The 13,949-nt window shown below is 39.2% G+C and carries 15 protein-coding genes; 9 read left to right on the top strand and 6 right to left on the bottom strand.

What is annotated here, in order from left to right:
* The first annotated feature begins 44 nt into the window (after positions 1-44).
* The 4 genes from nqrE to MR041_RS01295 all read left to right on the top strand — a co-directional run bounded on the left by nqrE (position 45) and on the right by MR041_RS01295 (position 3,668).
* Positions 45-821, top strand: a complete 777-nt coding sequence (gene nqrE / locus MR041_RS01310) for an NADH:ubiquinone reductase (Na(+)-transporting) subunit E (RefSeq protein ID WP_242091775.1) — start codon at positions 45-47, stop codon at positions 819-821.
* Between the two features lies 1 nt (position 822).
* Positions 823-2,133: an NADH:ubiquinone reductase (Na(+)-transporting) subunit F gene (gene nqrF / locus MR041_RS01305; protein ID WP_242092485.1), complete on the top strand. Its 1,311-nt coding sequence runs from the start codon at positions 823-825 to the stop codon at positions 2,131-2,133.
* Between the two features lie 165 nt (positions 2,134-2,298).
* Entirely contained in the window at positions 2,299-2,676 is a 378-nt protein-coding gene (locus MR041_RS01300; RefSeq protein WP_242091774.1) for a Na(+)-translocating NADH-quinone reductase subunit F, read from the top strand.
* A 14-nt stretch (positions 2,677-2,690) separates the two neighbouring features.
* The gene (locus MR041_RS01295) at positions 2,691-3,668 is read left to right on the top strand and encodes an FAD:protein FMN transferase (RefSeq protein ID WP_242091773.1); all 978 of its coding nucleotides are present in this window, start codon (positions 2,691-2,693) and stop codon (positions 3,666-3,668) included.
* A gap of 89 nt (positions 3,669-3,757) precedes the next feature.
* On the opposite strand, the gene MR041_RS01290 is transcribed toward MR041_RS01295, so the two are convergent.
* The 5 genes from MR041_RS01290 to gpmI all read right to left on the bottom strand — a co-directional run bounded on the left by MR041_RS01290 (position 3,758) and on the right by gpmI (position 7,707).
* Positions 3,758-4,525, bottom strand: coding sequence for a class I SAM-dependent methyltransferase (locus tag MR041_RS01290; protein WP_242091772.1), 768 nt, complete (start codon positions 4,523-4,525; stop codon positions 3,758-3,760).
* 6 nt (positions 4,526-4,531) lie between these two features.
* Positions 4,532-4,849, bottom strand: a complete 318-nt coding sequence (locus MR041_RS01285; RefSeq protein WP_242091771.1) for a cupin domain-containing protein — start codon at positions 4,847-4,849, stop codon at positions 4,532-4,534.
* Positions 4,850-4,851: 2 nt separating this feature from the next.
* Positions 4,852-5,670 (bottom strand): type I methionyl aminopeptidase, encoded by an 819-nt coding sequence (map, locus tag MR041_RS01280; RefSeq protein ID WP_242091770.1) that lies wholly within the window; start codon positions 5,668-5,670, stop codon positions 4,852-4,854.
* A gap of 67 nt (positions 5,671-5,737) precedes the next feature.
* Entirely contained in the window at positions 5,738-6,148 is a 411-nt protein-coding gene (locus MR041_RS01275; protein ID WP_242091769.1) for a BT0820 family HAD-type phosphatase, read from the bottom strand.
* Between the two features lie 41 nt (positions 6,149-6,189).
* Positions 6,190-7,707 (bottom strand): 2,3-bisphosphoglycerate-independent phosphoglycerate mutase, encoded by a 1,518-nt coding sequence (gene gpmI / locus MR041_RS01270; RefSeq protein ID WP_242091768.1) that lies wholly within the window; start codon positions 7,705-7,707, stop codon positions 6,190-6,192.
* Between the two features lie 246 nt (positions 7,708-7,953).
* Between gpmI and MR041_RS01265 the strand changes: the two genes are divergently transcribed.
* Both MR041_RS01265 and MR041_RS01260 read left to right on the top strand, forming a co-directional pair.
* Positions 7,954-8,346: an ankyrin repeat domain-containing protein gene (locus MR041_RS01265; protein ID WP_242091767.1), complete on the top strand. Its 393-nt coding sequence runs from the start codon at positions 7,954-7,956 to the stop codon at positions 8,344-8,346.
* 324 nt (positions 8,347-8,670) lie between these two features.
* Positions 8,671-9,093: a GNAT family N-acetyltransferase gene (locus tag MR041_RS01260; RefSeq protein ID WP_242091766.1), complete on the top strand. Its 423-nt coding sequence runs from the start codon at positions 8,671-8,673 to the stop codon at positions 9,091-9,093.
* 37 nt (positions 9,094-9,130) lie between these two features.
* On the opposite strand, the gene pepE is transcribed toward MR041_RS01260, so the two are convergent.
* Positions 9,131-9,841, bottom strand: a complete 711-nt coding sequence (gene pepE, locus MR041_RS01255) for a dipeptidase PepE (protein WP_242091765.1) — start codon at positions 9,839-9,841, stop codon at positions 9,131-9,133.
* A gap of 159 nt (positions 9,842-10,000) precedes the next feature.
* On the opposite strand from pepE, the gene MR041_RS01250 reads away from it, so the two are divergent.
* From MR041_RS01250 to MR041_RS01240, 3 genes are all read left to right on the top strand, one after another.
* Entirely contained in the window at positions 10,001-10,795 is a 795-nt protein-coding gene (locus MR041_RS01250; RefSeq protein WP_242091764.1) for a carboxypeptidase-like regulatory domain-containing protein, read from the top strand.
* Positions 10,796-11,045: 250 nt separating this feature from the next.
* On the top strand, positions 11,046-11,543 hold the full coding sequence (locus MR041_RS01245) for a DUF6702 family protein (protein WP_242091763.1): 498 nt from the start codon (positions 11,046-11,048) through the stop codon (positions 11,541-11,543).
* A gap of 108 nt (positions 11,544-11,651) precedes the next feature.
* Positions 11,652-13,913, top strand: coding sequence for a M1 family metallopeptidase (locus tag MR041_RS01240; RefSeq protein WP_242091762.1), 2,262 nt, complete (start codon positions 11,652-11,654; stop codon positions 13,911-13,913).
* Positions 13,914-13,949: the final 36 nt, after the last annotated feature.

Raw genomic sequence — 13,949 nt, 5'->3', positions numbered from 1 at the left:
TTGCCGGCCTGATCCTGAATCAGGATAGCATCAAAATAAAACGTATGGAACATATAGAATTATTTTTTAAATCGATATTTATAGATAACATGGTATTCGCCACATTCCTCGGAATGTGTTCCTACCTGGCTGTGTCCAAAAAAGTGAGTACGGCTGTCGGACTTGGTGCCGCGGTTATTTTTGTCTTGGCAATAACAGTGCCATTGAACTGGTTGCTTGATCAATACTTGTTGCAACCGGGTGCCTTAGCCTGGTTGGGGGAATCTTATGCCTCCTATGATCTGAGTTTCTTGTCCTTCATTATGTTTATTGCCACCATAGCTACCATGGTACAGTTGGTAGAAATAGTGGTCGAAAAGTTTTCACCCGCTCTGTATAACTCTTTGGGCATATTCTTACCCCTAATAGCAGTGAACTGTGCTATTTTAGGGGGGTCTTTATTCATGCAATCACGTGAGATCCCTACCTTAGGATTGGCAACAACATACGGGATAGGTTCGGGCATCGGATGGTTTTTGGCCATTCTGGCAATTGCTGCCATTCGCGAAAAGATTCGTTATTCTAACGTGCCGCCAGCCTTAAGAGGATTGGGTATTACATTTATCATCACAGGATTAATGGCTATTGGATTTATGAGTTTTGGAGGCATGCTTACCGGGGGTGATGACGGTGGAGCGAAAGAAGAACAAACGATGGTTCAATCCGATTTTAAACAGCAGACTGATTTAGATCAGAATTTAGCCAGCGCGATTCAGGAGAATAAAGACACGAATACTGAGGATAGTCAAAAAATAGCTAACAACACAAAAGGAAATGAGTAATATGATTTTAGCCGTAGGTACAGGAGGAACAATAGCCATAACTGTAGTAGCGTTTTTAGTCGTTACATTGCTGTTGGTGGCCTTATTGTTGGTTGTAAAAGAAAAATTATCACCATCAGGACCCGTTAAAATTACCATTAATGGTGAGAAGGAAATAGAAGTTGCCTCTGGAGGGAGTTTACTGTCTACTCTGGGAAGCCAGAAAATATTTTTGCCATCGGCTTGTGGCGGTGGAGGTACCTGCATTCAATGTGAGTGTCATGTTTTATCTGGCGGAGGCGAAGCATTACCTACAGAAACACCGCACTTTACTAGAAAGGAATTACAGCATGGTGCCAGATTGGCCTGTCAGGTCAAGGTAAAGCAAGATATGAATATTACCATACCTGAGGAGGTGTTTGGTATCAAGAAGTGGGAAGCTGTCGTGGTAAGAAATTATAATGTAGCTTCATTTATCAAGGAATTTGTAGTTGAAATTCCTGAGGATATGAACTACAAAGCCGGAGGTTATATTCAAATTGAAATACCACCTTGTGAAATCAAATATTCCGATATTGATATTACAGCACATCCCAAGGAGCATGAAACACCGGATAAGTTTCAGGCCGAATGGGATAAGTTTGGACTCTGGCCATTGGTGATGAAAAATGACGATACGGTTGAGCGGGCCTATTCGATGGCCTCATATCCGGCCGAAGGGCGTGAAATCATGTTGAATGTGCGTATTGCAACACCACCATGGGATCGGGCTAAAAATGGATGGATGGATGTGAATCCGGGTGTTGCTTCTTCTTACATATTTGCACAGAAGCCGGGAGATAAAGTAACCATCTCAGGGCCCTATGGCGAATTCTTTATAAACGAATCTGAAAGTGAGATGCTTTATGTTGGTGGTGGAGCAGGTATGGCCCCGATGCGTTCGCATTTATACCACCTGTTCAAGACCTTGAAGACCAACAGGAAGGTGACGTATTGGTATGGTGGTCGTTCGAAACGTGAATTATTTTATTTGGACCATTTCAAACAATTGGAAAAAGATTTTCCAAATTTTAAGTTTTACCTGGCCTTATCCGAGCCTTTACCGGAAGATAATTGGAAAGTGAAGAAGGATATTGATGATAAAGAAGGGGATGGCTTCGTGGGCTTCATCCATAATTGTGTTATCGACAACTACTTGAGTAAGCATGATGCGCCGGAGGATATCGAACTCTATTTCTGTGGGCCGCCGCTAATGAATAAGGCAGTTCAAAAAATGGGTGAAGATTTTGGTATCCCTGATGAGCATATTCGATTTGACGACTTTGGAGGTTAGATAAAACCAACCTTATTTAAATGGTTTTCCAAGGGTTGCTCCAGGAATCTTAATATAACAAACCCCGGCATGAAATTGTTGGGGTTTGTCAGTTCTTAAACCTGGGGATGCTAATAATGAGGTACACGATTTTAATTCAACAGATATATATGGTAATTTTGTGATATGGGAAAACCACTTACAGAACAGGAACTCCATAACCTTGCCATGAACCATGTGGGCAAGGAATTAGAAGAGAGCGGATACGAATTTATTGCCGTTAACAGTAAGCTTAAAAAACATCCGCAATTTGTGTGCGTAGATAAGGACAATCAATATTATTTTGTTATCGTTCGTGTGGTCATATTGCCGGATAACCCGAATAACTATGATGTCGTATGGATGGAGTCCTTCAAAAAGCATGCGAGAGAGCAGAATGCTAAAGTACTTTATGCTGGTGTTGGTCTGGGGAATGTAAATGGAAAGCGATTACCCATTTACTTAAATGAAGAATATTTACTGGAATACAACGGGATTCAAGTTATTGAAACGCATCTAAATTAATAGCTTTTAAAAAAATGCATCGGTTTATAATTGTTTTCGGCACGATCTTATTATGTGTATCGTGTCAACAACCTACCTCAAACACCATAAGTCAGGGTGCTGTATTTGGAACCTATTACAGAGTGACCTATGCCTCAGAAAAGGATTATCAGAAACAGTTTGATAGTTTGTTTTACAGAATCAATAAATCGATGTCTACCTATCAGGTGAATTCGGATATTTCTAAATTGAATAGAAATGAATCAAATCGTGTAGATACACATTTTTTTAAGGTATTTCAGGCCGCCAAAGACATCTATAGGGCCACCCAGGGGGCTTTCGATCCTACGATTGGTGCGGTAGTCAATGCCTGGGATTTTGGTCCGGAAGGCAGTATTTCAAATTTAGACAGTCTTAAAATTGACAGTTTAATGATGTGGGTGGGCATGGATAAGGTGAAACTTGATTCTGGTCGTTTACTGAAGCCCAGGGGAACGTTTTTAGATTTTAATGCCATCGCCAAGGGTTATGCTGTTGATGTCATTTCGGAGTTTTTGGAATCGCGATCAATTGCCAATTATTTGGTTGATATTGGAGGTGAAATAAGAGCCGGAGGTATGAATGTTGAAAAGGAAAAGAACTGGAGAGTGGGTGTTGAAAATCCAAATTTTGATGGCACCCAGTCCATAAACAGGATCGTTGTTTTAAAAGATGAGGCTCTGGCAACATCGGGGACGTATCGAAAATTTAAAGTGGACGACAATGGAAATAGGTATGCCCATATTATAGATACAAAAACAGGATATCCAAGTAAGACCAATTTGTTGAGTATATCCGTTATAGCCGGTGATTGTATGACTGCAGATGCCTATGCCACGGCTTTTAAAACCATGGGAATTGAAAGAATAAGGACCTTTTTGAGCGCTCATCCGGAATTAAAGGTGTTTTTAATTTTTGAGAATGAACAACAGGGTCTGGAAACCTTGTCTTTAAATGGTTTTCCTGAGAGTTAAGGGCAATCTAATCTCTGGTGGATACGGGATGGCTTTTAATTAATTGTGGTTAATGGTCATCTGATGTCCACTGAACCTTACTGCCTTGCTTATTTCTTCCGTACCACCGGGAGTATTTCACCCTTGGCAAGACGGTATTTCGATATCATCTCATCGGTCATAGTGCGGGTATAATCAACCTCTTCAACCTCGAATCCAACGGATCTTAGTGTGTCGAAATAATCCATCCCGTAGATGCGTACATGATCATATTGACCAAACAGTTCGGCTCGTTGATTTTTATCGGTAATGCTGTTGTCCTCAAAGGTGGTTTCTCCGGACATATCTTGCGGAACTTGAAACACACCCCAACCACCGACTTTCATGACACGATAAAGTTCCTGTAATGCCTTTTGATCATCGGGGATATGTTCTAAAACATGGTTACATAAGATCACATCAAACGAATTATCTGCGAAGGGAAGATTACAGATGTCCGCTTTAACACTAGCTAATGGAGAGTTGAGATCGGTTGTCGTGTAATCTATATTCTTCAGCGATTTAAATCGTTTGAAGAACGCTTGCTCCGGTGCAAAATGTAATACCTTGAGATGGGACTTAAAAAAATGGGTTTCATTTTTCAAATATAACCACAATAGCCTGTGACGCTCCAGGGAAAATGTTGAAGGCGATAAAACATTATTTCTTTGGGTCGCGTACCCATAGGGTAAAAAGCTTTTAAAACTTCTATTGTCAATGGGGTCTGTAACGGTTTTACCTCTTAAAAGCAGAACCAATACCGGGCGTACCACATAGCTCAACCTAATGAGAAGAGGTCTGGGAATAGAGTTAAGAATCGCTTTAAAAAGTGTTTTCAAAGGTGGTTATTTATAATCTTCACGAACGGGATGAAAAGTGTCGATGACTGTACAATCCGTAAGTGCGACTGCACTGTGAACAGCGTTTGAGGGGATGACCGTTATGGAATCTGGTTCAAGAACAAGTGTGTTCCCATCGATTGTCATTTCTAATTTTCCCGAAATGACCTGGGTTATTTGTTCGTGAATATGGGCGTGTGCAGGTAACACGGCCCCCTTTTCAATAGTAATAAGTCCCACCGTGTTATTTTCGGTATGAATATATTTTCCTGATATGCCTTTGGCAAGTTGTTTTTCCGGGATCTCTGAAAACAGATGATTCATAACTATAAAACAAGTTGTTGTTGTCTAAATTCCGCTTCTTCATTACTTTCAATGCCCAATGCCTCATAAATGTAAGCGAAGGTGGAGAGCAATTCCGGTTTACCGTCTACTAAAGCGACATCATGTTCAAAATGGGCACTGGGTTTATGGTCTAAAGTCGTAATGGTCCAACCATCGGAATGTTGTTTTATACGATGGGTTCCCATATTAATCATAGGTTCAATTGCCACCACCATGCCTTCGATGAACTTTTTGCCCTTTCCACGTTTACCGTAGTTGGGCATTTCCGGATCTTCATGCATTTTCCTTCCTAAACCATGTCCCACCAATTCGCGAACGACCCCATAACCATGAGATTCGCAATAGTTCTGAATGGCATAACCTACATCGCCGACACGATTATTCTTCTTAAAAGCGCGAATGCCAATGTATAAGGATTCCTTGGTGATGTCTAATAGTTTTTGAGTCTCGGGGTCAATTTCACCAACAGCAAACGTGTAGGCATGATCACCGTAAAAACCATTTTTGAGGGCACCACAATCTATTGATATGATATCCCCTTCCTCTAGGGGCTCATTATTGGGAATGCCATGGACCACCTGGTCATTTGGACTTGTACATAGCGTATTCGGAAAATCATAAAGACCTAAAAATCCAGGTACCGCACCATGATCTCTTATAAATTCTTCTGCGATTTTATCCAATTGCAGTGTAGACACCCCGGGCCTAATTTCTGCGGCTAAAAGACCCAGCGTCTTTGAGACGATTAAGGCGCTTTCTCGAATTAACTCTATTTCCTCCTTGGTTTTAACTACAATCATCCTATTAAAATAATGGCAAAGATACTTAAAATAAACAGTTCTCCTTATAAACCCTTTTGATAATTGATCATCTGAAGAAATCCAAAAAGTGTCTTTTTTTCTGTTTTTTAAAGGCAGGAATTTCGGCACCAACAAGTTTTTGATAGACCTTCCCCCATCCCATGAACCCTCCAATATTGCGATCGTCTATAAATATATCAGCGTGAATTTTTCGGCTTTGGTCATGGGTATATTGTTCTTCCGGATAGCTCTTGTTTACGGCATAAAATACAATGCCATGGTTTTCGCAAAAGGCCACAGCCTCTTCCAGACGTTTTCCGGAGCGATAACTCCAAAGTATCAGTCTATGGCCTTGATCCTGCAATTTTCGTAATGTTTCAAAAGCAAATAGTACAGGTTTTCCAATTTTTGGGTATACATCTTCGACTATAGTACCATCAAAATCGACTGCAATAATTATGGATTGGTTCAAAAGCATAAATATGGAGCTTCATTTTGTATAAGTAAAGCTACAAATTTTTAAATTAAGGAATGCCTCGTCATTGCTTTTGGTTGCTCGATACCCATGAGTTTGAGGATAGTAGGGGCGACATCACCCAAAATTCCATCTTTTATAGATTTTAATTCATTATCAATCAGAATGAACGGAACGGGATTCGTTGTATGTGCTGTATGAGGCGATCCGTCGGGGTTAATCATTGTTTCACAATTACCATGGTCGGCAATTAATAAAGTTGCATAATCATTTTCTAAGGCTGCAGTAATCACATCCTTAACACAGGCGTCTACGGCTTCACACGCTTTTACGGCCGCTTCCATGACTCCCGTATGTCCGACCATATCGCCGTTAGCAAAATTAAGACAGACAAAATCTACTTCACCTTTTTGTAGTTCAGGGATTAGCGCATCACGCAATTCGTAAGCGCTCATCTCGGGCTTAAGATCGTAAGTCGCTACTTTCGGAGAGTTTCTCAAAATGCGTTTTTCACCTTCAAAAGGTGTTTCTCTACCACCTGAAAAGAAGAACGTAACATGAGGGTATTTTTCAGTTTCCGCTATTCTAATTTGTGTTTTATGATGCTTCTCAAGGACTTCTCCCAAGGTTTCGGTTAAGTTTTCCTTATTGAATATGACTTTAATATTTTCATAGGTGTCATCATAATTGGTCAGCGTTACATAGTGTAAATTCAATTTATGCATATTATACTCATGAAAATCCTTTTGAGATAACACTTCCGTAAGTTCTCGACCCCTGTCTGTTCTGAAGTTGAAAAATAGAATAACATCGCCATCTTTAACTGTAGCAACAGGCTCGTCATTAGCATCAACCATAATTATTGGTTTAATGAATTCGTCCGTGATCCCCTCTTTATAATTCTGCTCAATCGTATGAACGGCATTACTGGAGTGTTCTCCTAATCCGTTAACTATGGCATCATATGCCAATTTCACCCGCTCCCAACGCTTATCTCTGTCCATGGCATAATAGCGGCCGGTAATGCTGGCTAACTTGGTATTGCTGTTTTTAATATGGTCTTCCAGCTGCCTTACAAAACCAGAACCGGATGTTGGACTTACATCGCGACCATCAGTAAAGGCATGCACAAAAGTTTGGTCCAGGCCATACTCGTTAGCAGCATCAATTAGCCCTAATAAATGATTAATATGGGAATGAACGCCGCCATCGCTTAAAAGACCAAGGAAATGCACCTGCTTCCCGTTTTCTTTGGCATATTTGAAGGCATTAATCAAGGTAGGTTCCTTTTCAAGCGTATTTTTTTCAACGGCTAAATTCACCTTAACCAAGTCCTGATATACAATTCTTCCGGCTCCCAGATTCATATGTCCGACCTCGCTATTGCCCATTTGGCCTTCCGGAAGACCTACATTCAAACCATCGGTTCGTAATTGAGCAGAGGGATATTTTTTATATAGTGAATCTATAAATGGTGTGTCAGCATTATCGATAGCAGATACCTTAGGATCTGGAGAATGCCCCCATCCATCAAGAATCATCAGGATAACTTTTTTATTCATAATTGATGCCATTATTTTATACAACAAAGATAAGAAAGATACACCAGATACCTCTTTAAAGGCTTAAGGAATATAGTGTTTCAAAGATTTTTTTGATATTGCTAATAATGATTTGGTTGTATTAAAGAAATGCAAAAGAAACGTTAAAAACATGTTATTTTCTATTTTTTATGTAACAGATTAAAAATATTGTCGTCTCTTTATTGTATCAAAAAACGAATCATTAATCAATTTAAATCTTTCATCATGAAAAAAACGTTAATCATTTCTGCTATGGCATTATGTTTTTCGGTTGTAACCGCGAATGCCAAATCCGTAAACACAAATTCAGATCTTTACACCAAAACAGCTGTCTATAAGGTCAGCCCTTTCTGCGTTTCTATTGCTAAAGGCGATATAGAGACCGTGAGAAAACTTATCAATTTAGGAGCTGATGTCAATGCCAAGTCTAACGGTATGACACCGGTTATGTATGCCGCCAAGTTTAACAGATGTGAAATCTTAAAACTGTTGATAGCGAATGGTGCTGAACTGAAAGTAAAATCGGATAAAGGGATGACCGCTTTGAAATATGCGGAAATTCATAAAGCTGAAAAAGCACATGCGATTTTAGAAGAAGCTATGTCGAAGAAAAAATAAGAATAATTATTAGTTATAATTAGTTTAGAGCTAGTCACTCTGAGAAAGGCCCTTATTAAAGGGCCTTTTTTTTATAATTCAGATCTGTTTTTATTTATCAGAAGTCATGTAAATGGTCTGCTTTCCTCCGGAATACGGGTTTACGTCTCGCTGACGCCATGATTTAACGAAATATATAGGCTGTGGCAATTCCAACTATGAACCAGAATTTTATAGGCCTTGTATTCATAAATATTATTTGTTAATACAACGATAATGCTATAATTTTAAAATTGCTGCTTCTGCCTTTCGTATTGTAATTGGTAACGTATTAAAATAGGCCATATGCTTGAATTTAAAATTTTAGAAAAAGAGCGGATTAATGAAATTATTCCGTTAGTGTACAAACTAAACCAGAAAGAGATTCCTTTTGATGTGCTGGAAGAGCGTTTTTCGGAGATGGTAGTGCAGAATTATGAGTGTGCAGTCATGATTATTAATGACCTTATTATTGGGGTTTGTGGGCTCTGGTATTGTACACGTCATTATTCCGGAAAAAGTGTGGAACCGGATCATGTTTTCATCGAAGACGCCTTTCGGGGTAAAGGGTATGGCAAGCAATTTTTTGATTGGATATATGCATATGTATCTGAAAAGGGCTACGAGGCCATAGAATTGAATACCTATGTAAGCAATCATAAATCGCATAAATTCTATTTTAACGAAGACTTTAAAATATTAGGCTACCATTTTTTAAAATGGCTGTAAGGTAAATATCAAGGCTATTTTTTTGAAGAAGACAGATTTATTGATTCAAGAACTCCAGGTTCGTTCCGGAGTCCACCTCATAGGGTACTTTTCCCTGTTCAAAAATGCGAGCGCTCAAATGGCCCTTTAGAACGACAGTTGCTCCGTTTACCTTCAACCAACTCCCTTCCCTCAAGCCGACTACTGGCTCGGTGTTGTAATGGTGAAATTCTTTTATTCTGGTTTCTCGAGTTTCACCCATGTGCTTGCTTCCCGGAGTTGGATCCAGATAATGTGGATTAATATTAAAGGGTACTACCCCAAGGGCATCAAAATGGGGTGGATATACAATAGGCATGTCATTGGTGGTTTTAATGTTCAATCCGCAAATATTGCTTCCCGCACTTGTTCCAAGGTAAGGAGTCCCATTCAATAAACCTTCACGCAAGGGTTCTAAAAGATTGAATCTGTATAATTGGTCGGTTAAAACGAAGGTGTTTCCACCGCCTGTATAAATAGCCTGGGCCTTTTTAATGCCCTCTGCAGGGCGTGCTAATGTATGAAGGCCAACCACCTTTTTGCCAATTTTTTCAAAAGCCTCATTCGCCTTTAGGGTGTACATGTCATGAGAAACCCCGCCAGGTCTTGCGTAGGGGATAAACAAAATCTCCTGGGCATCCTTGAAAAACAGAGCCAATTCATCCAAGAGATATTCCAAAAAACCACTTCCGTGTAGTGTTGAGGTACTCGCAATAACTAAATTTCGCATTACCGATTCATTTTGAGTAAAAATAATAAATTCAAAGTTTTCTTCATGTTTGAATAACCCGAAGAACAATAAAAATATCCTTATCTTTAGTATATCATATCATCCATTCTGTATTTTGGATTGGATGTGTAGATAACCTAAAAAAAATTAAGAATTGATATGAAAAAAATAGTGTTTCTCCTCTTATCGTTGAGTTTGGTTGGATATGCCCAGGAATACGATAGAATAATTGTTAACGGTAAACTCATTGTTGAAGGGAATGACCTTTCTGATATCACAGTTTATAATGTGTCCTCAAAATTGGGAACGATCACGGATGAGAAGGGTCGATTTGAAATTGCCGTTGGTTTGGGTGATACCATACAGGTGAGTGCTCTGCAATATCAAAATATAAGTTTTACGGTGAACAACGACATAGTGCAGTCAAAATCCATGAAACTTTTTCTCATAGAGGAAATAAATAAATTGGATGAGGTGATTATTTTTCCTAAAGGACATCTAACGGGAAATTTGGAGATGGACATAAGTGACAGAAATAAATTCAGGCCAAAACTGGATGTACTTTATTTTGGTATAAAAAACAGTGATAAGTTCCAATTTGACAGGGATTACCTCAATAAAATTGATAATATTGCCCTAAGCCAGCAAGATTTACCAATGGTGAATGGGCTAAACATCATAAATGTCGTGGACCAGTTATTGTTGCCTCTGTTTCGCTCTAATGTAAAAAATAAAAAACAAGCCGGTGTACCCGAGGTGCCGATAGAAAAGGTTAAATATTATTTCGGATCAGAATTTCTGGTTGATAATTTTGGGATACCGGAACATCGTGTCACGGAATTTATCGCATACGTTGAAAGTAAGGATTTCGATTTTTCGTTGTTGAATTATGGCAGGGAATTAGAGTTTTTGGAACTGCTGTATAAAAAAAGCGTTACCTTCTTGAATAAATAACTAAGCCCAATTCCTCTTACCCTATGGATTAAATCAAGAAAATTATGATTGTTAGGGCAGGTTGCGTATTAAAATTAAATTCTTTCAACAAGGAATTCTATTTTTATGGAGATAGAAAGTTAAATCCTGTTGTCAAGGATCAAATGACATGAAAAAGACATGGATTAAATTTTTGGAATGCTTTTTGAAAACCAATTACAGAAATCAAAATCAAATATCTACATTAGCATCAGCTAAATTCGCATTATTTATGAATCGGATCTTGATAGGTTTAATTATAATCCCGCTCCTTGCATTAAATGTAATGCACAAGTTTTATGTAAGTGTCACTGAGGTTAATTATGTAGAAGAACAACAATCCGTTCAGATTATCACCAGGGTTTTTATCGATGATATGGAGAATTTGTTGAAATTGCGATACGATGATAATATCATTCTTGCCGGTAATGATGAGTTAAGCAGGACTGATGAGTATATCGGGACATACATTAAAGAGAAGTTCTTAATAAAAATTAATGGGCTAGGGAAACCCGTTAGTTTTATTGGTAAAGATTATGATGGTGATATCATGCGATGCTTTATAGAGGTTGAGGATGTTGCCGATATTAAATCTTTCGAAATAAGTAATCAGCTATTATTCGATCTTTTTGATGACCAACAGAATGTGGTCAAGACTTCGATATACTCCAAGAATAAAAGCATGATACTCACTAAACAACGCCCTTCTGCAATGTTAAAGTTTAATTAAAAACCTTAACTAGGAGTTCAAATTTTAGTATTTTCGGCGCTAAAAATTGCATAACATATGGGGTTTAAACCATATGTTAAGCATTCATTATATAATTCTACATCCGTGATGAAACTATTGAAATTTCTATTTTTATCCGTTATTGTCATTGCGACAGGGGCGAACGCACAGGAATCTGAAAATGCCAGACAAATGGGTCATACCGATCAGAACAAGTTTAGACAAATGAAAGATCTGCTGGCTACCCCAAATGAAAGTCGAACAGCCTCAGGCGCTCCCGGGTATGCTTACACACAGCAAAAGGTGGATTACGTAATGGACATTCGCCTGGACGAAGCCAATAACCGTATTTATGGAGAGGAAAAAATAACCTACCACAATAATTCAAAGGATCATTTGGAATACCTATGGCTTCAGCTCGATCAGAATATGAGAGCCAAGAACTCAAAGACTCCCGATATAACCACAGAGACATTCAATGCTCCTTTCAATGGGCCTCAGGTGTTTACAAATACCAATTTAAAAGATCGTTTTGACGGTGGTTTTAAGATAGAATATGTAAAGAATGACGATGGTACGGATCTATCTCATCATATCAATCAAACGATGATGCGGATAAATTTGTCAAAGCCGTTAGCTCCGGGAGAGGTATTCAAGTTTCAAATAAAATGGTGGTATAATATCAATGACATTAATGTTGATGGCGGACGCTCTGGTTTGGAAACATTTCCCGACGGAAATAACAATTATACGATTGCTCAGTTTTATCCACGGCTTTGCGTATACGATAATGTGGAAGGATGGCAAAACATGCAATTCTGGGGACGTAGTGAATTCGCTTTGGAGTTTGGAGATTTCGAAGTAAAAATTACAGTTCCGGCCGATCATTTATTGGAGGCTACGGGCGACTTACAAAACCCAAAAGATGTGCTTACCAGGGAACAGCAAAAACGTTTCAATCAGGCAAGGAAATCATTTACAGACCCGGTATTTATTGTTACCCAGGAAGAAGCAGAAATAAACGAAAAAGGGCGAAGTACCAAAACAAAAACATGGCATTTTAAGGCCGATCAAGTCAGGGACTTTGCATTTGCCTCATCACGCAAATATATTTGGGATGCCATGGCAGTAAATATTAATGGGCGCGCCGTTATGGCCATTTCCTTGTATCCGAAAGAGGGAAATCCGTTGTGGGAAGAACACTCTACCCGAGTAGTGGCTAATACTTTAGAGGAGTATTCAAAATTAACCTTTGATTACCCTTACAGTAAGGCGGTGTCTGTTCATTCTGAAAGACAAGGCATGGAATACCCCATGATCTGTTTTAACTATGGTCGTCCGAATCCTGATGGTTCTTATGACGAGAGGACAAAAAGAGGTATGATAGGTGTGATAACCCATGAAATAGGCCATAACTTCTTTCCAATGATTGTGAATAGTGATGAACGGCAATGGACCTGGATGGATGAAGGCTTGAATTCCTTCGTAGAAACGCTGGCCGAGTTGGATTATGATCCTAATTTCTTCACTGGTAATTTACCCAAGGATATCGTCCCATACATGGGAGGCGATCAATCCCATATTTCGCCCATTATGTCTCAGGGAGATTACGTGCATCAGTTTGGTCCGAATGCCTATACCAAACCGGCCGCAGGCTTATACATGTTAAGGCACACCATTATGGGACCGGAATTGTTCGACTATGCATTTAGAACATATTCCCAGCGCTGGATGTTCAAACACCCAACGCCTGCCGATTTTTTCAGAACCATGGAAGATGCTTCAGCAATGGATTTAGATTGGTTTTGGCGAGGTTGGTTCTACACGACAGACTATACCGATATCGGCGTGAAAGAGGTGAAACAATATTATTTGACCGACCAACCGACGGAACGAGCTATGAAGATCGCCGAATTGTATAATATGAATTTGGAGGATTATAAGGACAGGTTAGTATATTATGCCGAAGCGGAAGATGGTACTATCCCCAACGACGCAAAATCGGTTGAAGATTTTGATGTCTTGAATAATTATCTGGAGAGCCTGCCCGATGAGGAACGATCTAAATTAGTAGAGGCACCGAAACATTTTTATCAGGTGACTTATGAAAAACCGGGTGGTTTAGTCATGCCTATAATCGTGGAGTTGACCTATGAAGACGGTTCTAAAGAAAGAGAAATGTATCCCGCTCAGATTTGGCGTTATAACGAACATGAAGTAACCAAGGTGTATAAAACGGATAAGGCCATTACACGTATTGTTGTGGATCCGGATTTAGAGACAGCCGATGTCGATACCACGAACAATGCCTGGCCAAAGCAGGTGCAGAAGAGTGAATTCGATAAGTTTAAGGATAAAGTCAGAGGGTAATCGTTTTTATTGAGACAAGCCGATTTTTTATGATCG

It is taken from the genome of Aestuariivivens sediminicola (assembly GCF_022662015.1).
In the GTDB taxonomy this organism is placed as follows: domain Bacteria; phylum Bacteroidota; class Bacteroidia; order Flavobacteriales; family Flavobacteriaceae; genus Aestuariivivens; species Aestuariivivens sediminicola.
Note: the sequence above shows the minus strand (reverse complement) of the source record. Positions and strands in the feature narration are given on the sequence as shown.

Bases quoted from the DNA above. Each gene is read 5' to 3' on its own strand.
- nqrE (WP_242091775.1), top strand. From the start codon at position 45: ATGGAACATATAGAATTATTTTTTAAATCGATATTTATAGATAACATG.
- nqrF (WP_242092485.1), top strand. From the start codon at position 823: ATGATTTTAGCCGTAGGTACAGGAGGAACAATAGCCATAACTGTAGTA.
- MR041_RS01300 (WP_242091774.1), top strand. From the start codon at position 2,299: ATGGGAAAACCACTTACAGAACAGGAACTCCATAACCTTGCCATGAAC.
- MR041_RS01295 (WP_242091773.1), top strand. From the start codon at position 2,691: ATGCATCGGTTTATAATTGTTTTCGGCACGATCTTATTATGTGTATCG.
- MR041_RS01285 (WP_242091771.1), bottom strand. From the start codon at position 4,849: ATGAATCATCTGTTTTCAGAGATCCCGGAAAAACAACTTGCCAAAGGC.
- map (WP_242091770.1), bottom strand. From the start codon at position 5,670: ATGATTGTAGTTAAAACCAAGGAGGAAATAGAGTTAATTCGAGAAAGC.
- MR041_RS01275 (WP_242091769.1), bottom strand. From the start codon at position 6,148: ATGCTTTTGAACCAATCCATAATTATTGCAGTCGATTTTGATGGTACT.
- gpmI (WP_242091768.1), bottom strand. From the start codon at position 7,707: ATGAATAAAAAAGTTATCCTGATGATTCTTGATGGATGGGGGCATTCT.
- MR041_RS01265 (WP_242091767.1), top strand. From the start codon at position 7,954: ATGAAAAAAACGTTAATCATTTCTGCTATGGCATTATGTTTTTCGGTT.
- MR041_RS01260 (WP_242091766.1), top strand. From the start codon at position 8,671: ATGCTTGAATTTAAAATTTTAGAAAAAGAGCGGATTAATGAAATTATT.
- pepE (WP_242091765.1), bottom strand. From the start codon at position 9,841: ATGCGAAATTTAGTTATTGCGAGTACCTCAACACTACACGGAAGTGGT.
- MR041_RS01250 (WP_242091764.1), top strand. From the start codon at position 10,001: ATGAAAAAAATAGTGTTTCTCCTCTTATCGTTGAGTTTGGTTGGATAT.
- MR041_RS01245 (WP_242091763.1), top strand. From the start codon at position 11,046: ATGAATCGGATCTTGATAGGTTTAATTATAATCCCGCTCCTTGCATTA.
- MR041_RS01240 (WP_242091762.1), top strand. From the start codon at position 11,652: ATGAAACTATTGAAATTTCTATTTTTATCCGTTATTGTCATTGCGACA.